Annotated in this window: 21 protein-coding genes and 2 riboswitches; of the genes, 8 read left to right on the top strand and 13 right to left on the bottom strand. The window is 67.6% G+C overall.

Going from position 1 to position 16,598, the window contains the following annotated elements; translation table 11 throughout:
* Positions 1–7: 7 nt before the first annotated feature.
* From nusB to nrdR, 6 genes are all read right to left on the bottom strand, one after another.
* Entirely contained in the window at positions 8–481 is a 474-nt protein-coding gene (gene nusB, locus PCA10_RS03405; RefSeq protein WP_016490612.1) for a transcription antitermination factor NusB, read from the bottom strand.
* Entirely contained in the window at positions 478–954 is a 477-nt protein-coding gene (ribH, locus tag PCA10_RS03400) for a 6,7-dimethyl-8-ribityllumazine synthase (protein ID WP_016490611.1), read from the bottom strand. The genes nusB and ribH overlap by 4 nt, the downstream gene beginning before the upstream one ends.
* 61 nt (positions 955–1,015) lie before the next feature.
* Positions 1,016–2,110, bottom strand: a complete 1,095-nt coding sequence (gene ribBA, locus PCA10_RS03395) for a bifunctional 3,4-dihydroxy-2-butanone-4-phosphate synthase/GTP cyclohydrolase II (RefSeq protein WP_016490610.1) — start codon at positions 2,108–2,110, stop codon at positions 1,016–1,018.
* A 17-nt stretch (positions 2,111–2,127) separates the two neighbouring features.
* On the bottom strand, positions 2,128–2,790 hold the full coding sequence (locus PCA10_RS03390) for a riboflavin synthase (protein ID WP_016490609.1): 663 nt from the start codon (positions 2,788–2,790) through the stop codon (positions 2,128–2,130).
* A 590-nt stretch (positions 2,791–3,380) separates the two neighbouring features.
* Positions 3,381–4,487, bottom strand: a complete 1,107-nt coding sequence (gene ribD / locus PCA10_RS03385) for a bifunctional diaminohydroxyphosphoribosylaminopyrimidine deaminase/5-amino-6-(5-phosphoribosylamino)uracil reductase RibD (RefSeq protein ID WP_016490607.1) — start codon at positions 4,485–4,487, stop codon at positions 3,381–3,383.
* The gene (gene nrdR, locus PCA10_RS03380) at positions 4,487–4,951 is read right to left on the bottom strand and encodes a transcriptional regulator NrdR (RefSeq protein ID WP_016490606.1); all 465 of its coding nucleotides are present in this window, start codon (positions 4,949–4,951) and stop codon (positions 4,487–4,489) included. The genes ribD and nrdR overlap by 1 nt, the downstream gene beginning before the upstream one ends.
* Before the next feature lie 113 nt (positions 4,952–5,064).
* Between nrdR and PCA10_RS03375 the strand changes: the two genes are divergently transcribed.
* The 3 genes from PCA10_RS03375 to trxA all read left to right on the top strand — a co-directional run bounded on the left by PCA10_RS03375 (position 5,065) and on the right by trxA (position 7,241).
* Entirely contained in the window at positions 5,065–5,490 is a 426-nt protein-coding gene (locus PCA10_RS03375) for a YbaY family lipoprotein (protein ID WP_016490605.1), read from the top strand.
* Positions 5,487–6,140 carry a class I SAM-dependent methyltransferase gene (locus PCA10_RS03370; RefSeq protein WP_016490604.1) on the top strand — a complete coding sequence of 218 codons (654 nt, stop codon included), beginning with the start codon at positions 5,487–5,489 and terminating at the stop codon, positions 6,138–6,140. The genes PCA10_RS03375 and PCA10_RS03370 overlap by 4 nt, the downstream gene beginning before the upstream one ends.
* Positions 6,141–6,371: 231 nt before the next feature.
* Entirely contained in the window at positions 6,372–7,241 is an 870-nt protein-coding gene (gene trxA, locus PCA10_RS03365; protein WP_016490603.1) for a thioredoxin, read from the top strand.
* Between the two features lie 121 nt (positions 7,242–7,362).
* Here the strand turns inward: trxA and PCA10_RS03360 are convergent, their stop codons facing one another.
* Positions 7,363–7,713, bottom strand: a complete 351-nt coding sequence (locus tag PCA10_RS03360) for a hypothetical protein (RefSeq protein WP_016490602.1) — start codon at positions 7,711–7,713, stop codon at positions 7,363–7,365.
* Between the two features lie 105 nt (positions 7,714–7,818).
* On the opposite strand from PCA10_RS03360, the gene PCA10_RS03355 reads away from it, so the two are divergent.
* From PCA10_RS03355 to PCA10_RS03335, 5 genes are all read left to right on the top strand, one after another.
* Positions 7,819–8,382 carry a DUF2796 domain-containing protein gene (locus tag PCA10_RS03355; RefSeq protein WP_016490601.1) on the top strand — a complete coding sequence of 188 codons (564 nt, stop codon included), beginning with the start codon at positions 7,819–7,821 and terminating at the stop codon, positions 8,380–8,382.
* 39 nt (positions 8,383–8,421) lie between these two features.
* On the top strand, positions 8,422–9,129 hold the full coding sequence (locus PCA10_RS03350) for an ABC transporter ATP-binding protein (RefSeq protein ID WP_016490600.1): 708 nt from the start codon (positions 8,422–8,424) through the stop codon (positions 9,127–9,129).
* Position 9,130: 1 nt separating this feature from the next.
* Positions 9,131–10,393 carry an ABC transporter permease gene (locus PCA10_RS03345; protein ID WP_016490599.1) on the top strand — a complete coding sequence of 421 codons (1,263 nt, stop codon included), beginning with the start codon at positions 9,131–9,133 and terminating at the stop codon, positions 10,391–10,393.
* A gap of 7 nt (positions 10,394–10,400) precedes the next feature.
* Positions 10,401–10,919 (top strand): DUF3299 domain-containing protein, encoded by a 519-nt coding sequence (locus PCA10_RS03340; RefSeq protein ID WP_016490598.1) that lies wholly within the window; start codon positions 10,401–10,403, stop codon positions 10,917–10,919.
* A 153-nt stretch (positions 10,920–11,072) separates the two neighbouring features.
* Positions 11,073–11,744: an OmpW/AlkL family protein gene (locus PCA10_RS03335; protein WP_016490597.1), complete on the top strand. Its 672-nt coding sequence runs from the start codon at positions 11,073–11,075 to the stop codon at positions 11,742–11,744.
* 274 nt (positions 11,745–12,018) lie between these two features.
* Here PCA10_RS03335 and PCA10_RS03330 read toward each other — a convergent pair whose 3' ends face one another.
* The 6 genes from PCA10_RS03330 to PCA10_RS03305 all read right to left on the bottom strand — a co-directional run bounded on the left by PCA10_RS03330 (position 12,019) and on the right by PCA10_RS03305 (position 16,006).
* The gene (locus tag PCA10_RS03330; protein WP_016490596.1) at positions 12,019–12,948 is read right to left on the bottom strand and encodes an NAD-dependent epimerase/dehydratase family protein; all 930 of its coding nucleotides are present in this window, start codon (positions 12,946–12,948) and stop codon (positions 12,019–12,021) included.
* Complete coding sequence (locus PCA10_RS03325; RefSeq protein ID WP_041770118.1) at positions 12,941–13,825, bottom strand: sugar nucleotide-binding protein; 885 nt, start codon at positions 13,823–13,825, stop codon at positions 12,941–12,943. Before PCA10_RS03325 ends, PCA10_RS03330 begins: the two co-directional genes overlap by 8 nt.
* Before the next feature lie 96 nt (positions 13,826–13,921).
* Complete coding sequence (gene cobM, locus PCA10_RS03320; RefSeq protein ID WP_016490594.1) at positions 13,922–14,692, bottom strand: precorrin-4 C(11)-methyltransferase; 771 nt, start codon at positions 14,690–14,692, stop codon at positions 13,922–13,924.
* Positions 14,689–15,099: a cobalamin biosynthesis protein gene (locus PCA10_RS03315; RefSeq protein WP_016490593.1), complete on the bottom strand. Its 411-nt coding sequence runs from the start codon at positions 15,097–15,099 to the stop codon at positions 14,689–14,691. The genes cobM and PCA10_RS03315 overlap by 4 nt, the downstream gene beginning before the upstream one ends.
* Positions 15,096–15,809, bottom strand: a complete 714-nt coding sequence (locus PCA10_RS03310; protein WP_016490592.1) for a CbtA family protein — start codon at positions 15,807–15,809, stop codon at positions 15,096–15,098. Before PCA10_RS03310 ends, PCA10_RS03315 begins: the two co-directional genes overlap by 4 nt.
* Positions 15,810–15,820: 11 nt before the next feature.
* Complete coding sequence (locus PCA10_RS03305) at positions 15,821–16,006, bottom strand: CbtB domain-containing protein (protein ID WP_016490591.1); 186 nt, start codon at positions 16,004–16,006, stop codon at positions 15,821–15,823.
* Between the two features lie 102 nt (positions 16,007–16,108).
* Positions 16,109–16,325: riboswitch (cobalamin riboswitch) on the bottom strand.
* Between the two features lie 58 nt (positions 16,326–16,383).
* Positions 16,384–16,578, top strand: a riboswitch (cobalamin riboswitch).
* Positions 16,579–16,598 lie beyond the last annotated feature (20 nt).

Raw genomic sequence — 16,598 nt, 5'->3', positions numbered from 1 at the left:
CAGGCGATCAGCGCTTGCCGCCGCGGACTTCCGCTTCGCGCAGGCGCGGCGCCAGCTTGTCCAGCACGCCGTTGACGAACTTGTGCCCGTCGGTGGCGCCGAACACCTTGGCCAGCTCGATGCCTTCGTTGATCACCACGCGGTAGGGCACGTCCACGCGCTGCATCAGTTCGTAGGTGGACAGGCGCAGGATCGCCAGCTCCACCGGGTCCACTTCCTCGAGGGCGCGGTCCAGGCAGGGCAGGAAGGCTGCATCTATCTCGGTCTTCAGGCGCGGCACGCCGTGGAGGATCTCGTGGAAGTAGGCGCCGTCGACCGTGCTGAAATCGTTGTCGACGCGGAACTGCGCCTCGATCTCGTTGAGCGCTTGACCGGCGATGTGCCAGGAGTAGAGCGCCTGCATCGCCAGGCTGCGGGCCTGGCGACGGGCTGCGATCTTGCCTTTCGGCGCCTTGGGCGCCGAACCGTCTGCGTTGCTCACTTGGCCTCCAGGGCAGCCAACAGGCTGACCATCTCCAGGGCGGACAGGGCGGCTTCGGCGCCTTTGTTGCCGGCCTTGGTGCCGGAACGCTCGATGGCTTGCTCGATGGAGTCGACGGTCAGCACGCCGAAGGCGACCGGTACGCCGAATTCCATGGATACCTGGGCCAGGCCCTTGGTGCACTCGCCGGCGACGTATTCGAAGTGCGGGGTGCCGCCACGGATGACCGCGCCGAGGGCGATGATGGCGGAGTATTCGCCTTGCTGGGCGACCTTCTGGGCCACCAGCGGGATCTCGAAGGCGCCAGGCGCGCGGATCAGGGTGATGTCGCTTTCGCTGACGCCGTGGCGGACCAGCGCGTCAACCGCGCCGCTCACCAGGCTTTCCACGACGAAGCTGTTGAAACGGCCGACCACCAGGGCATAGCGGCCTTTGGGGGCGATGAAGGTACCTTCGATGGTCTTCAGGGACATGGGCGAGTTCTCGTCAATTAAAGAGCGAGGGCCCCGGCCTAGGTGGCCGGAGCCCTTCGGGTCATTCAGCGGGCAGGTATTCTACAACTTCCAGGTCGAAACCGGATATCGCGTTGAACTTCATCGGCGAGCTCATCAGGCGCATCTTGCGCACCCCGAGGTCGCGCAGAATCTGCGATCCGGCACCGACGGTGCTGTAGGTGGTGGGGTTGGTCACCTTGGTTTCGGCGCCCAGCTGGCGTTCCAGGTGGGCCAGCAGCTGCGGACCGGTGAGCGGATTGCCGAGCAGCAGCACCACGCCGCTGCCGGCCTTGGCCACCGCGCTCATGGCGGCGCGCAGGCTCCAGCGGCCTTCCTGGTTGACCATGAACAGGTCGCGCAGCGGGTCCATGTTGTGTACCCGCACCAGGGTCGGCTCTTCCGGGCAGATCTTGCCCAGGGTCAGCGCCATGTGCACGTCGCCTTCCACCGAGTCGCGGTAGGTCACCAGGTTGAACTGGCCCAGCTCGCTGTCCAGCGGCTGCTCGGCGATGCGGTCGACGGTGCGCTCGTGGATCAGGCGGTAGTGGATGAGGTCGGCGATGGTGCCGATCTTGATCCCGTGCTCGGCGGCGAAGGCCTCCAGCTCCGGGCGACGGGACATGGTGCCGTCGTCGTTCATGATTTCGCAGATCACGCCGGAGGGCTCGAAACCGCCCATGCGCGCCAGGTCGCAGGCCGCCTCGGTGTGGCCGGCGCGGGCCAGCACGCCGCCCGGCTGGGCCATCAGCGGGAAGATGTGGCCGGGGCTGACGATGTCGTCGGCCTTGGCGCCCTTGGCCGCGGCCACCTGCACGGTGCGCGCACGGTCGGCGGCGGAGATGCCGGTGGTGACGCCCTCGGCCGCCTCGATGGAGACGGTGAACTTGGTGCCGAAGCCGGAACCGTTGCGCGGCGCCATCAGCGGCAGCTTGAGCAGCTCGCAGCGCTCGCGGGTCATGGGCATGCAGATCAGGCCGCGGGCGAAGCGCGCCATGAAGTTGATGTGCTCGGCCTGCACGCACTCGGAGGCCATGATCAGGTCGCCTTCGTTCTCGCGATCCTCGTCATCCATGAGGATGACCATCTTGCCCTGGCGGATGTCTTCGATCAGTTCTTCGATGCTGTTGAGAGCCATGGGCCCTCCTTATGAATTCAGTTTTTGAGGTAGCCGTGTTCGGCGAGGAAGCTTTCGGTCAAGCCGGAGGACTGGGGCTCGGCCGCCTTGTCGCCCAGCAGCAGGCGCTCCAGGTAGCGGGCCAGCAGGTCGACCTCCAGGTTGATCCGGCGACCGGGGCGGTAGTCCGCCATGATGGTCTCGCCGAGGGTGTGCGGAACGATGGTCAGCTCGAACTCGGCGCCATTCACCGCGTTCACCGTCAGGCTCGTGCCGTCGACGGTGATCGACCCCTTCAGGGCAATGTACTTGGCCAGTTCACGCGGAGAGCGGATCCTGAATTGCACGGCGCGGGCGTTGTCTTCCCGCGCGATGATTTCGCCGATGCCGTCGACATGGCCGCTGACCAGGTGGCCGCCCAGGCGGCTGGAGGGGGTCAGGGCCTTTTCCAGGTTGACCGGGCTACCGGGCTTGAGGTCGTCGAAGGCGGTGCAGGCCAGGGTCTCGCGACTGACGTCGGCCCAGAAGCCGTTGCCCGGCAGCTCCACCGCGGTCAGGCAGACGCCGTTGACCGCGATGCTGTCGCCCAGCTTGACGTCGCCGAGGTCCAGCTTGCCGGTTTCCACCAGGACGCGGACATCTCCACCCTTGGGCGTGATCGCGCGGATGGTGCCGATGGCTTCGATTATGCCGGTGAACATGGGACCTCCAGAGCTTGCAGCGAACCGGCCGGAACCGGCAAAAGACGCATTATAGGCACCCGCACCTCACCCGCGCGCGGACAGGCCGCCAGCGCCGGAAGGAAGGGGGATGTTGCATGGGACATCGATGGAACTCCTGTTTCGTGAAAAACAGGGCGCATGGATCGAAAGGGATCTGGCGGGCGCTGGCACGGACGTACCCCGGCCCAGGCAGGCAATCCCGTTCTCTCTTCATCCGGACTGTTACCGTCGGCTCCGGGATCTAACCGGATCTGCTGACCCTGCTGGCAGTGAGTCAGGATTGGCTGTGCGTCGGCGATACGGCGTTAAAAGCAGCCTCGGAATGCTCATTTACCGACGTAAACTGCGCTTCCTCGGCTGCTTTTGCCTTGTCTCGCTCCAGCTCGCTCAATCCTGGGCTTTCCAGTAGGCGCTCGCGGGCTATGCACCATGGGTGCAATTACCGCCGGTGGGGACTTGCACCCCGCCCTGAGAACGTTTCAGCCAGTGATCAAACTGGCTGGCTGGCGTTTTATCACAGTCACGGCCAACTTGCATCGGCTGAAATCGCCATGCATGGCGGCGGGGTTTCAGGCAGTCGCGCGGGGGATCGCGATGACGCGCCAGTCGTCGCCCACCGCGCGCATCTCGACGATGGACAGCTCCTGGGCCTCGGCCATGCGCGTCAGGGGCCAGTCCAGCAACGGCCGGGCGCTGGAACCGAGGAACTTGGCGGCGATGAATATCTGGTACTCGTCCACCAGCCCGGCCCGGGCGAAGGCCCCGGCCAGGCGTGGGCCGGCTTCCACCAGCACCTCGTTGACGCCACGGCCGGCCAGTTCCTCCAGCAGGCGACGCAAATCGACATGGCCATCGGCGCCCGGCAATGCCAGCAGCTCGTGTCCGGGATAGGCCTCGCGGTCCGCCTGGGCAGTGGCCACCAGGGCCGCGCCGGCCTGGAAGAACGGCGCCGTGGCCGGCACCCGCAGGCTACCGTCCACCAACACCCGCAACGGCGGGCGGCTGACGGCCAGGGCGGTGAGCTCCGGGTCCAGGCCCAGCTCGTCGGCGCGCACGGTGAGGCGCGCGTCGTCCATCAGCACGGTATCGGCGCCGGTCAGCACCACGCTGGCGCGGGCGCGCAGCCGCTGTACCGCCGAGCGCGCCGCCGGGCCGGTGATCCACTGGCTTTCGCCGCTGGCCATGGCGGTGCGCCCGTCCAGGCTCATGGCCAGTTTCACCCGCACAAAAGGCAGGCCCTGTTCCATACGCTTGATGAAGCCGGCGTTCAGCGCTCGCGCTTCGGCCTCCAGCACACCGCTCGCGACTTCGATGCCGGCCTCCGCCAGGCGCGCCAGGCCACGGCCGGCAACCTGGGGGTTGGGGTCTTGCATGGCCGCCACCACCCGCGCCACACCAGCGGCCACCAGTGCATCGGCACAAGGCGGCGTGCGGCCATGGTGGCTGCAGGGTTCGAGGGTGACGTAGGCGGTGGCGCCACGGGCCAGCTCGCCGGCCTGGCGCAGGGCGTGGACTTCGGCATGGGGTTCGCCGGCGCGTACGTGCCAGCCTTCGCCGACGATCTGGCCGTCGCGGACCACGACGCAGCCCACGCGCGGATTGGGATGAGTGGAGTAGCTGCCCTTGTGCGCCAGTTGCAGGGCGCGCGCCATGTAGGCCTGGTCGCTGCTGGCCATCAGTCTTTCGACGGCTCGCGGGCCAGACGCTCGATTTCCTCGCGGAACTCGTTGAGGTCCTGGAAGCGGCGGTAGACGGAGGCGAAACGGATATAGGCGACTTCGTCGAGTTTCTGCAGCTCGACCATCACCAGCTCGCCGAGCACCCGCGACTTCACTTCGCGCTCACCAGTGGCGCGCAGCTTGTGCTTGATATGGGCGATGGCCGCTTCCAGGCGCTCGATGCTCACCGGGCGCTTCTCCAGCGCGCGCTGCATGCCGGCACGCAGCTTGTCTTCGTCGAAGGGCTGGCGGCTACCGTCCTGCTTGATCAGCCGGGGCATCACCAGCTCGGCGGTCTCGAAGGTGGTGAAGCGTTCCTCGCAGGCCAGGCACTCGCGACGGCGACGTACCTGATCGCCCTCGGCGACCAGCCGCGAATCAATGACCTTGGTATCGTGGGCGCCGCAGAAGGGACAATGCATGGCGTTCGAGGGGCATCGGCAGAAAAGGTGGTCCATGGTAGCGCATCCCCGGGGCAAGACAAGCCGACGGCTTTGCGCTATAAGGCCGGCGCTATAGAGAACAGGAATTCCAGATGCGCCCACTCCTTCCCCTGCTCCTGGCCACGCTGCTCGCGGCCTGCGCCAGCGAAGAGCCCGCTCCTGAGCTCCCCGCCGCCAAGCCGTTGCCCGAAGTGCAGGCAACGCCCGCCCATATGCGCGAACTCAGCGGCGTGCTGCAGACGCCCCCCGACGGCAGCGTGGTGGAACTGGCGCTGATGTCGGTCGACGAGCGTGATCGCCCGCAGCGCCTGCTGGGCAGCCTGGAGCTGAATGGCAATGGCGGCCCGCTGCCCTTCCGCCTGCTGTTCAATCCCGAGTACTTCCCCCAGGGCGAGCGGGTCGAGCTACGCGCTCGCGCCAGCCTGTCCGGGCGGCTGATCCTCAAGCTCGAGTCGCTGCCCGTCACCCAGCCGGAGAGCCGCGAGCTCGGCCCGCTGCGGATGGTACCCGCGCCATGAGCGCCCCAGAGCGGCTGCAGGACGCACTGAACCAGCTACTCGGCGACGCCAGCCTGGGTGCCCAGACCCTGCCTGGCACCGACCTGCGCCTCTGGCTGATCGATCCCGACAACATGCACCGCGCCTTCAGCCCCGAGGAAACCCGGCGCATCCTCGAAGAGCCGCCCTACTGGTGCTTCTGCTGGGCCAGCGGCCTGGCCCTGGCGCGCTGGCTGGCCGAAAAGCCCGAGTGGGTGGCCGGCAAGCGCGTGCTGGACTTCGGCGCGGGCTCGGGCGTGGCCGCCATCGCCGCGGCCAAGGCCGGCGCCGCCGAGGTGGTGGCTTGCGACCTCGACCCGCTGGCGCTCGACGCCTGCCGCGCCAACGCCGAGCTGAACGGGGTGACACTCCGCTACTCGACGGACTTCTTCCAGGAAGAGGACCGCTTCGACCTGGTGATAGTCGCCGACGTCCTCTACGACCGCGCCAACCTGCCGCTGCTGGACCACTTCCTCAGCCGTGGCCGCCAGGCCCTGGTGGCCGACTCGCGGGTACGCGACTTCCAGCACCCGCTCTACACCCGCCTGGCCGTGCTGGATGCCTGCACCTGGCCAGACCTGGCCGAGCCTGCGGAATTCCGCAGCGTGAGCCTGTACCACGCGATTCGCTGATTCCCTTGGGGCGCCATGCCGGAACTGTAGGGGCGAATTCATTCGCCAAGGAGCGCGCAGCGCTCCCGATCAGATTCCGGGGCCGGACCTGCGACCCGGTTCGCGAATGAATTCGCCCCTACAGGTGAAGCAGGCCATGCCAGGGGCAGTCGCGGCGCTCGTGAGGGCATATCCATCTGCCCGCCGGCAGCCGTATGATTCGCCCATCCTTTCGCGCTTTCGAGAGTCCAGATGAGCGACATTCCCTACATCTTCGATACCACCGGCGCCGACTTCGACCAGGCGGTGATCCAGAACTCCTTCCACAAACCCGTGCTCGTGGACTTCTGGGCCGACTGGTGCGCGCCCTGCAAGGCACTGATGCCGCTGCTGGCGCAGATCACCGAGTCCTACCAGGGCGAACTGCTGCTGGCCAAGGTCAATTGCGACATCGAGCAGGACATCGTGATGCGCTTCGGCATTCGCAGCCTGCCCACCGTGGTGCTGTTCAAGGATGGCCAGCCGGTGGACGGCTTCGCCGGCGCCCAACCGGAATCTGCCATCCGCGCCATGCTCGAACCCCATGTGCAGCTGCCCGCCACGCCCGAGGGCAACCTGCTGGATGCTGCCCAGGCCGCCTTCAGCGAGGGCCGCATCAGCGAGGCGGAGAACCTGCTCAAGCAACTGCTGACCGAAGACAACAGCAATGCCGCCGGACTGATCCTCTATGCCCGTTGCCTGGCCGAACGCGGTGAACTGGGCGAAGCGGAGACCGTGCTCAACGCGGTGAAGAGCGACGAGCACAAGCAGGCCCTGGCCGGCGCTCGCGCCCAGCTGACCTTCCTGCGCCAGGCCGCCGACCTCCCCGAAGTGGCCGACCTGAAATCGCGCCTGGCACAAAATGCCGGCGACGACGAAGCGGTCTACCAGCTGGCCGTGCAACAGCTCGCCCGCCAGCAGTACGAACCGGCACTGGACAGCCTGCTCAAGCTCTTCGTGCGCAACCGCGGCTTTGAAAACGGCCTGCCCCACAAGACCCTGCTGCAGGTATTCGACCTGCTGGGCGGCGACCACCCGCTGGTCACCACCTACCGCCGCAAGCTGTACAACGCGATTTACTGATTGACCGGCCGCCCCCGTAGGTTGGGCTGAGCGCAGCGAAGCCCAACGAGCGACATCCAGGCCCCGCATGTTGGGCCTCGCAGGCTCGGCGCCAACCTACGGTTTAACCACGCGCGCCGCCTTACCCCTTCCACACATAGATCGGCGCATCCTTGCCCGCGTCCACGTGCACCTGCTCGCTATGGCGCAGGCGCACCAGCAGGCGCTTGCCCGCCGCCGCGCCGCCGGCCAGGGCCTCCAGCTCGGCCAACAGGCGCGGGCCTTCCATCCGCCCGGCTTCGCACAGCAACTGCTGGGCGGTGTCCCAGAGTGCGTCGCTGCGTGGCGCGAGGGGAGCCTTCGCTGCCGCCGGGGCGGCCTGGGCCACGGTTTCCGGGCTCAGCCGGCTGGCCAACTGGTCCCAGTCCTCGGCATCCATTTCCACTGTCAGGTCCACCGGCCAGTCGCCGACCTTTCCGCGTATACGCAGCACATCCACCTCCTCGAGCAGCCAATACGCAATGCTCCCACGGCGCTGGCAGGCTGCCTACATTTGTTATAACGTAACGAACACTTTCACCCATCCCGGAGATCGTCCATGCGCCGCCTGCTGCTCGCCCTGCCCTTCGCCCTGTTGCCCCTGGCCGTTGCCCAGGCCCATGAGCCCGACCATGACCACGGGCACGACAGCCTGGAAGCCCATGAGCACGGCGTGGCGCGACTGAACGTGGCATTGGACGGCCAGACCCTCGAGCTGGAGCTGCAAAGCCCGGCGATGAACCTGGTGGGCTTCGAGCACGAGGCGAAAAGCGACGCCGACAAGGCCAAGGTCGCCGCCGCCCGCGCCGAACTGGAACAGCCCCTGGCACTCTTCGCCCTCCCCGAGGCGGCCGGCTGCAAGGTCGCCAGCCGGGAACTGGAAAGCCCCCTGTTCGGCGATGACGACGAGCACGCCAAGGGCCACGACCACGATCACGATCACAGCGACGTCCACGCCAGCTATCGCCTCGACTGCGCCACCCCCGAAGCGCTCAAAGCCCTGGACCTCGCCGAACTGTTCAAGCGCTTCCCCACCACCGAAAAAATTCAGGTACAACTGATCGGCCCCAACGGCCAGCAAGGCGTGGAACTCTCCAGGTCCGCCACCAGCCTCAGCTTCTAACTTCCTTCGAACCGGTCGGGGCAACCCGAACGTCTTCCCATGAACCAGACACTGATCGAACTCCAGGGGCTGGGCTTTGCCTGGCCCGGCCACGCGGAACTGCTGGATATTCCCGAGTTCCGCCTGCAACGGGGCGAAAGCCTCTTCCTCAAGGGCCCCAGCGGTAGCGGCAAGACCACCTTGCTCGGGCTGCTCGGCGGCGTGCAGAAACCCGGTCGCGGCAGCATCCGCCTGCTCGGCCAGGACCTGGCGAAACTCTCCGCCAGCGCCCGCGATCACTTCCGCGTGGACCACACCGGCTACATCTTCCAGCAGTTCAACCTGCTGCCCTTCCTCTCGGTACGGGAAAACGTCGAACTGCCCTGCCGTTTTTCCGCCCTGCGCGCGGAGCGGGCGCGCCAGCGCCATGGCAGTGTCGATGAGGCCGCCGCCACCCTGCTGCGCCACCTGGGCCTGAAGGAAGAACTCCTGCTGCGCCGCGCCGACGCCCTGTCCATCGGCCAGCAGCAGCGAGTAGCCGCCGCCCGCGCGCTGATCGGCCAGCCGGAGCTGGTGATCGCCGACGAGCCCACCTCGGCGCTCGACGCCGATGCCCGCGAGGCCTTCCTCCAGCTGCTCTTCGCCGAGTGCCGCGAGGCCGGCGCCAGCCTGCTGTTCGTCAGCCACGACCAGAGCCTGGCGCCGCTGTTCGACCGCAGCCTGTCGCTCGCCGACCTGAACCGCGCCGCGCGCATCGAGGAGGATTGAGATGTATCTCTTGCGCCTGGCCCTGGCCAGCCTTGCCAACCGCCGTTTCACCGCCTTGCTCACGGTCTTCGCCATCGCCCTGTCGGTCTGCCTGCTGCTGGCGGTGGAACGGGTGCGCCTTGAGGCCCGCGCCAGCTTCGCCAGTACCATCAGCGGCACCGACCTGATCGTCGGCGCGCGTTCCGGCTCGGTGAACCTGCTGCTGTATTCGGTGTTCCGCATCGGCAACGCCACCAACAACATCCGCTGGGACAGCTTCGAAGCCATCAGCCAGGACAAGCGGGTGAAGTGGGCCATCCCGATGTCCCTCGGCGACTCCCATCGCGGCTACCGGGTGATGGGCACCAGCCCCGCCTACTTCGAGCATTACCGCTTTGGCCGCGGCAAGCCCCTGCAGCTGGCCGAGGGCAAGCCCTTCGCCGACATGTTCGACGTGGTGCTCGGCGCCGAAGCGGCCCAGGCGCTGAAGTACAAGCTGGGCGACAAGCTGGTGCTGGCCCACGGCGTCAGCACCGTCAGCCTGGTGCAGCACGACGACAAGCCCTTCACCGTGGTCGGCATCCTCGCCCGCACCGGCACCCCGGTGGACCGCACCCTGCACATTTCCCTGTCCGGCATGGAAGCCCTGCACGTCGACTGGCAGAACGGCGTGCCCGCCCGCGGCGCCGGCAAGGTCAGCGCCGACCAGGCCCGTGCCCTGGACCTGCAACCCAAGGCCATCACCGCCTTCATGCTGGGCCTGAACAGCAAGATCGCCACCTTCGCCCTGCAACGGCAGATCAACGAATACCGTGGCGAGCCTTTGCTGGCGATTCTCCCGGGCGTGGCGCTGCAGGAGCTCTGGAGCCTGATGGGCACGGCGGAGAAGGCGCTGTTCGTGGTGTCGCTGTTCGTGGTGCTCACCGGCCTGATCGGCATGCTCACCGCCATCCTCACCAGCCTCAACGAACGCCGCCGGGAAATGGCCATCCTCCGTTCGGTGGGCGCGCGGCCCTGGCACGTCGGCAGCCTGCTGGTGCTGGAAGCCTTCGCCCTGGCCCTGGCCGGCGCGGCGCTGGGGGTGGGCCTGCTGTACCTGGGCATCGGCCTCAGCCAGGGCTATGTGCAGGCCAACTACGGCCTCTACCTGCCGCTGGCGCTGCCCAGCCCCTATGAGTGGACGCTGCTCGGCGCTATTCTGGCCGCCGCCCTGTTGATGGGCGTGGTGCCAGCCTGGCGTGCCTACCGGCAGTCACTGGCAGATGGCCTTTCCATTCGCCTGTGAGATTTCCATGAAGCGCATCCTGCTGGCCCTCCTGCTCACCCTGTCCTCGCCGCTCTGGGCCGGCGAGGCGCGCGAACTCACCTGGTCCGAGATGATTCCCGAGGGCGCCCCGCCGCCGGAGCCGCCCGCGCCCATCCACGACCTGTCGCAACTGGGCGACGCCCTCAACGCCGAGGCCGGACCGGCCGCCGGCCAGCAATCACCGGCCGCGCCGGTGGTCGAGGCGCTGGATGGCCAGCAGGTGAAGCTGCCGGGCTACATAGTCCCGCTGGACGTGACCGAGGAAGGCCGTGTCACCGAGTTCCTGCTGGTGCCCTACTTCGGCGCCTGCATCCACGTACCGCCGCCGCCGTCGAACCAGATCGTCCATGTGAAGAGCGAGCTGGGTGTGCTGATGGACGCCCTCTACCAGCCGTTCTGGATCGAGGGCCCGCTGCAGGTCAAGGCCAGCAGCAGCGAGCTGGCCGAAGCCGGCTATCAGATGGATGCGAGCAAGATCTACCCCTACGAATCCCCGTCCAGCTGAGCCTGTTCGCCCCTCGCAGACGCCAAAAGGCCCGCCTTCACCGGGCCTTTTCTTTGCCACCTGCAACGACATTGCTCTGGATCAAGATACGAAGCTTCCTAATTACCGAAACTGGCTCCAGCCAAACACACTTAGAACCGATTGGAGCCTTCCATGCGCAAGCATCTTCTCACCGCCTCCCTGCTCGCCCTCGCCATAGCGTCGCCCCTGGCCCAGGCCCACAAGGCCGGCGATGTGATCATCCGCGCGGGCGCCGCCACCGTCGACCCGAACGAGGACAGCTCCGCCCTGTCCATCGCCGGCGGCAAGGTCGGCGGCACCAAAGCCACCCTGGACAGCGACACCCAGCTGGGCCTGACCGGCACCTACATGCTCACCGACCACGTCGGCCTGGAGCTGCTGGCCGCCACCCCCTTCCAGCACGAAGTGGGCGTGAAGGGCCTCGGCGCCCTGGACGGCAAGCTGGCCGACATCAAGCAGCTGCCGCCGACCCTGAGCCTGCAGTACTACCCGATGGACCCGAACTCCGCGTTCCAGCCCTACGTCGGCGCCGGTCTGAACTACACCCTGTTCTTCGACGAAAGCCTGACCGGCCAGCGCAAGGCCCAGGGCTTCAGCAACCTCGATCTGGATAACTCCTGGGGCATGGCCGCCCAGGTGGGCATGGACTACATGCTGACCGACAACGTCCTGCTCAACGCCGCCGTCTGGTACATCGACATCGACACCACCGCCACCACCGATCTGGCCGGCGCGGGCCGGGTCAAGGTCGATGTGGATGTGGACCCCTGGGTCTACATGATGGGCGTCGGCTACAAGTTCTGAGGACCAGCGATCTGCTGCGCGTCGGAATAACTGCGTTGAGAATGGCCTCGGGCTGCTCATTTACAGCTCGTAAACTCCGCGCCCTCAGCCATTCTCGCCTTGTTCTTCTCTAGCTCGCGCGATCGCGGAAACACAGAAAGGCGCCTGCGGGCGCCTTTTTTGTTCGTCGGGCAAGTGCTGTAGGAGCGAGCTCTGCTCGCGAAAGACCGCGGCGGGAATGTCCCGGATTTCATCCGGGGAAGTCCGACCGCCGCTCCCACCGGGGAGCAGCGGCTCAGCGCCCCAGCAGCTTGGCCACACCTACCTTCAGCGGCGTGGGCTGCGGGAACTCGTAGCGCAGCAGCAGCCGCGCGTTGTTCGCCCGCGAATGACGGATATCCCCGGCACGGGGTTCCACGTAGGTCACCGGCGGCAAGCCCTCCAGCACCTCGCCTATGGCAGCGAGCAGCTGGTTGAGGCTGGTGGCGCGGTTGAGACCGAGGTTGACCGGGCCGACTTCCAGCCACTCCGCTTCCAGCGCCTGCACCAGCACCTGGACCAGGTCGGCGATATAGACGAAGTCGCGGGTCTGCTCGCCGTCGCCGAACACCGTGATCGGCAGGCCAGCCAGCGCGCGCTCGGTGAAGATGCTGATCACCCCGGAATAGGGTGAAGACGGGTCCTGGCGCGGCCCGAAGATGTTGAAGAAGCGGAACACCGCCGGCTCCAGGCCGTGCTGGCGGCGGTAGAAGTCCAGGTACTGCTCGCTGGCCAGCTTGTCCACCGCGTAGGGCGTCAGCGGTGCCTTCGGCGTGTCTTCGTCGATGGCCGTGCCTTCGCCGTTCTGGCCATAGACCGCCGCGCTGGAGGCGAACAACACCCGTTTCACGCCATTCTGGCGCATGGCTTCGCAGACGTTCAGGGTGCCGATCAGGTTGCTCTGGTGGGTCGCGACCGGGTCGTCCACCGACGCTTGCACCGACGCCACCGCCGCCAGGTGCACCACCGCCTTGCAACCCGCCGTGACGCGCGCCACCAGCGCGGCGTCGGCCACATCCCCTTCGATGAATTCCAGGCGCGGATTGCTCAGCGCCAGGTTGGCTCGTTTGCCAGTGGAGAGGTTGTCCAGCACGCGCACGGCATGGCCCCGGGCGAGCAGGGTGTCGGCCAGGTGCGAGCCGATGAAGCCGGCGCCGCCGGTGATCAGGATGGGGGCGTCAACCATGGCGGTAGTAACGATCCAGCAGGGTCGGCAGCGCGGCGCGCCAGGCGCGGGGCTTGATGCCAAAGGTGTGGAGGATTTTCTTGCAGGCCAGCACCGCGTTCTGCGGTTCGTCCGCCGCATCGGGGCGGGCGGCGTGGGCCTGGGGGGTGATGTCCTGCACCTTCAGCGGGTGCAGGCCACGGGCTTCGCTGAGCAGCGCCTGGCCCAGGGCCAGGGGCGTGGTCGCCTCGTGGCCACCGTAGTGGTAGGTGCCCCAGAGCGGCGCCGCGCAATCCAGCTGCTTGATCACCGCCAGCAGCACCCGCGCGGCATCGTCCACCGGCGTCGGGTTGCCGCGGCGATCGTCGGCCAGGCAGATCTCGTCGGCCTGCTCGGCGCGACTGAGGAAACGCCCCAGGGAACCCTCGCGGCTGTCGTCGAGCAGCCAGCCGAAGCGCAGCAGCACATGCTTGGGGCAGGCCGCGCGTACGCTCTGTTCCATGCGCCAGATGGCCTGGCCGCGCTCGCTCAGGGGGATGGGCTCGTCCTTCTCGCTGTAGGCGGTGGCGCGGGAGCCATCGAAGACCCGGTAGCTGGAAGGCTGCAGCAGGACGATGCCGTGGTGCTGGCAGAGCTCCGCGAGGCGTTCCACACCGCGCTCCTGGGCCGACAGGCGAGCGTCGCTGACTTCGTCGGCCTGGAACCAGTCGAAGTAGTAGGCGAGGTTGACCACGGCGTCGGGCCGGGTGTCATCGAGCAGCTGGGTCAGGCTGGCGGCGTCCCAGCCCTGTTCGGGCGGACGCGGAGCGAGAAAACCTATGTCTTCCTCGGCACCCAGGCGAATCAGCGCCTGTCCGAGTGAATTGCCGCCACCCAACAGCATCAAGCGCATTCGCATAGAGAAAAAGGTCGCTTAAAGCCGGTTAGAAGGAGTGGGCGGGCTATTTCCCGCCGCATAAGAGCCGCATTCTGCGGGTTTCACCGGCGTACGTCACTAGCCATGTGGCGGTTGCGCCTTGCCGGGGCGATAGAGGTGGGCATGCCCGGCGCGGTAGAGGGAAGAGTCGGCGAAGCCTTCGGCGGCCAGTACCTCGCCCACCAGGATCAGCGCAGTGCGGCGGAAATCCCGCGCCGCCACCTTGGGCAGGATGTCGCCCAGGGTGCCGGTGACCTGTTCCTGGTCCGGCCAGCTGGCGCGGTGGATCACCGCGATGGGGCAGGCGGCGCCGTAATGCGGCAGCAGCTCCTCGACTATCTTCGCCAGTTGGCTCACGCCCAGGTGGATGGCCATGGTCGCGCGGTGCCGGGCCAGGTCGCCCAGGGCCTCGCCCTCTGGCATCGGGCTCTTGTGGCCGTAGCGAGTGAGGATCAGGGTCTGCGACACCTCAGGCAGGGTCAGCTCGCAGCCCAGCAGCGCGGCGCAGGCGGCGGTGGCGGTCACGCCGGGTACCACCTCATAGGGAATCCCCAGTGCGCGCAGGTGGCGGATCTGCTCGCCAATGGCGCCATACAGCGACGGGTCGCCGGAATGCACCCGCGCCACGTCCTGGCCCCGCCCATCGGCCTCGGCCAGCAGGGCGACTATTTGCGCCAGGTCCAGCTCGGCGGTGTTCACCACCTGCTCCGCACTGTGCCCGGCCAGCACGGCCTCGGGCACCAGGGAACCGGCATAGAGGAGCACCGGGCAGGAACGGATCAAGCGCTGGCCCTTCACCGTGATGAGTTCCGGATCGCCGGGACCGGCGCCGATGAAATAGACCGTCATGGCCGTTCAGCCTCGTGGGCAATGCAGGCCAGGGCGCAGGTGGCGCTGGCACTGCGGCGTTTATCGATGTGCAGGCGGACAGGCCCGCCGAACAGGGCTTCGGCCTGGGCCAGGGCGGCGGCTTCGGCGATTCCGGCGCTGCCGGTGAGCGCCAGCACCCGCGCGGAAGGCTGGCTCAGGCGCCCGGCCTGGGCAGCGAGGCTATCCACAGGCAGGCCGTACAGCGTCAGGCCGAGCCACGCGGCCAGGGCCATCAGCCCCGGCTCCGCGGCCTTAGCCTCGCTGCTGGCCAGGGCGACCAGCTCGTCGAGGCTGGCGCCGGCCTCGGCAAGGCACTGCAGCAGCAGGCGCTGCAGTTCATCCGGCGGGCAGCCAGCGCGACAGCCCAGTCCGGCGACCAGTTTCAAACAGCGGTCGAAGCGTTGCGCTGGTACAGCCAGGCGGCGGCCCAGCCCAGCACGACCCAGAAGGCCGCATTGGTGATCAGGGAGGCGGCGATGAACTCATGCTCCAGCGCTTGCGGCGCCAGGCTGGCATGCACCTCAGGCTGCGGCGCGCCCAGCACATGGGGAATCACCAGCAGCGCCAGGCCGACCACGCGCAACGCCCAGTGACGGCCGAAGGCGATCAGCGCCAGGCCCACGGCGGTGGCCGAGGCGGTGCCGATCCACCAGGCCTGGCGCTGGGCCAGGTCGGCGGCGGCGGTACCCGGCAGTTCCGGCGGCAGGCCGAGGGACGGCGCCAGGGCGAAGGTGGCGAAGCCGCCCAGGCCCCAGAGCAGGCCCTGCCAGGCGCGGCTCGGGCCGCGCAGGCTGAACAGCCCGGCGAGGATGAGGGCGAAGCCCACGGCCACCACCAGGTTGCTGCCACCGGTGGACAGGGTGCGCTGCCAGCCATCTTCCGGGGCCCAGGCCTCGTCGCTGTGCTCATGGCTGTGGGCGACGGCTGCACCGCCGTGCGCGTGGTCATGGGCCTGCTCCGCCGCTACCGGCTCGGCGCTTTCATAGGTTTCCGCCTGGAGGATCAGCGGGGTGACCCACAGGCTCTGCAGCAGGGTCAGCACCAGGGCGGCGATCAGGCCGGCGAACCCGGCGGTCTGGGCGATACGCTTGATCATCGGGTCATCACTCAGTGGCAGGGGAAAGCGGCGCTGTGGCGGGTGTCGTGGGCGGCGTTGTGCACGGCCTCGATATGCGAGAAGCCGGCGAAGTACACCAGGGCGAGGCCGATCAGGCCGGCGCCGATAGCCAGTGCCAGGCGCTGGGACAGGGTCTGGGAGGATACGGCGGAATGGGACAGGGTGCGGCTGGACATTGAAGTTCCCTCTGCAGTGCTAGTGATACCGGCAGAAGGACGCGCGCGGGGAAGCGGGCACGGAGGCGCCCAGGTTTCCGGCTTGCGCCCGCCCACCGCGGGTTGCCAAAACGTGATCAGGCCGGTCTCCGGGCTTGCGACGCCAGCCTTGGGGCTGGATGGGCATGCCTTCCCATGCCGGATTGGCACAGTGGCTTACTTAACCCTACGTTCGCTTACCGTTGCGGGGGCAGCGTCGGACTAGTCCGAAATGGACGCACCGACTTCCCGTTTCACCCTGTGTACGACGACGCAGGGCACCTGAAAAAACCCCGCTAGGACACCATGAGACCGACCAAGCGTCAACTGCCGCGATTGACCGTCGCCCGGGTGCTGCGTAGCCTTCGCCCTTTCGAGGTTCTCCGGCCAGGCGCCGGAGCTAAGAGGGAACGTGGTCCAAACCACGGCTGCCCCCGCAACTGTGAACAGCTGATGTCTTATCCACAGCCACTGCCCCTCGGGCGGGAAGGCGGAGAGACGGCGCAACGCGCCAGGCTGTGAGCCAGGAGACCTGCCTCGACGATATTCCAGACAACCGGGCGGGGTGATCCGG

Origin of the sequence: Pseudomonas resinovorans NBRC 106553 (assembly GCF_000412695.1) — a bacterium.
Classification (GTDB): Bacteria; Pseudomonadota; Gammaproteobacteria; order Pseudomonadales; family Pseudomonadaceae; genus Metapseudomonas; species Metapseudomonas resinovorans_A.
The sequence above is the reverse complement of the archived record's forward strand: the minus strand, read 5'-3'. Positions and strand labels throughout refer to the sequence as shown.

What these genes read in the sequence shown, in the direction of transcription:
- trxA (WP_016490603.1), top strand. Translation starts at nt 6,372, where the DNA reads ATGAGCGACATTCCCTACATCTTCGATACCACCGGCGCCGACTTCGAC.
- nrdR (WP_016490606.1), bottom strand. Translation starts at nt 4,951, where the DNA reads ATGCATTGTCCCTTCTGCGGCGCCCACGATACCAAGGTCATTGATTCG.
- PCA10_RS03370 (WP_016490604.1), top strand. Translation starts at nt 5,487, where the DNA reads ATGAGCGCCCCAGAGCGGCTGCAGGACGCACTGAACCAGCTACTCGGC.
- PCA10_RS03375 (WP_016490605.1), top strand. Translation starts at nt 5,065, where the DNA reads ATGCGCCCACTCCTTCCCCTGCTCCTGGCCACGCTGCTCGCGGCCTGC.
- PCA10_RS03305 (WP_016490591.1), bottom strand. Translation starts at nt 16,006, where the DNA reads ATGTCCAGCCGCACCCTGTCCCATTCCGCCGTATCCTCCCAGACCCTG.
- PCA10_RS03340 (WP_016490598.1), top strand. Translation starts at nt 10,401, where the DNA reads ATGAAGCGCATCCTGCTGGCCCTCCTGCTCACCCTGTCCTCGCCGCTC.
- cobM (WP_016490594.1), bottom strand. Translation starts at nt 14,692, where the DNA reads ATGACGGTCTATTTCATCGGCGCCGGTCCCGGCGATCCGGAACTCATC.
- PCA10_RS03310 (WP_016490592.1), bottom strand. Translation starts at nt 15,809, where the DNA reads ATGATCAAGCGTATCGCCCAGACCGCCGGGTTCGCCGGCCTGATCGCC.
- PCA10_RS03390 (WP_016490609.1), bottom strand. Translation starts at nt 2,790, where the DNA reads ATGTTCACCGGCATAATCGAAGCCATCGGCACCATCCGCGCGATCACG.
- ribD (WP_016490607.1), bottom strand. Translation starts at nt 4,487, where the DNA reads ATGGCCAGCAGCGACCAGGCCTACATGGCGCGCGCCCTGCAACTGGCG.
- ribH (WP_016490611.1), bottom strand. Translation starts at nt 954, where the DNA reads ATGTCCCTGAAGACCATCGAAGGTACCTTCATCGCCCCCAAAGGCCGC.
- PCA10_RS03345 (WP_016490599.1), top strand. Translation starts at nt 9,131, where the DNA reads ATGTATCTCTTGCGCCTGGCCCTGGCCAGCCTTGCCAACCGCCGTTTC.
- PCA10_RS03325 (WP_041770118.1), bottom strand. Translation starts at nt 13,825, where the DNA reads ATGCGAATGCGCTTGATGCTGTTGGGTGGCGGCAATTCACTCGGACAG.
- PCA10_RS03355 (WP_016490601.1), top strand. Translation starts at nt 7,819, where the DNA reads ATGCGCCGCCTGCTGCTCGCCCTGCCCTTCGCCCTGTTGCCCCTGGCC.
- PCA10_RS03330 (WP_016490596.1), bottom strand. Translation starts at nt 12,948, where the DNA reads ATGGTTGACGCCCCCATCCTGATCACCGGCGGCGCCGGCTTCATCGGC.
- ribBA (WP_016490610.1), bottom strand. Translation starts at nt 2,110, where the DNA reads ATGGCTCTCAACAGCATCGAAGAACTGATCGAAGACATCCGCCAGGGC.
- PCA10_RS03335 (WP_016490597.1), top strand. Translation starts at nt 11,073, where the DNA reads ATGCGCAAGCATCTTCTCACCGCCTCCCTGCTCGCCCTCGCCATAGCG.
- PCA10_RS03350 (WP_016490600.1), top strand. Translation starts at nt 8,422, where the DNA reads ATGAACCAGACACTGATCGAACTCCAGGGGCTGGGCTTTGCCTGGCCC.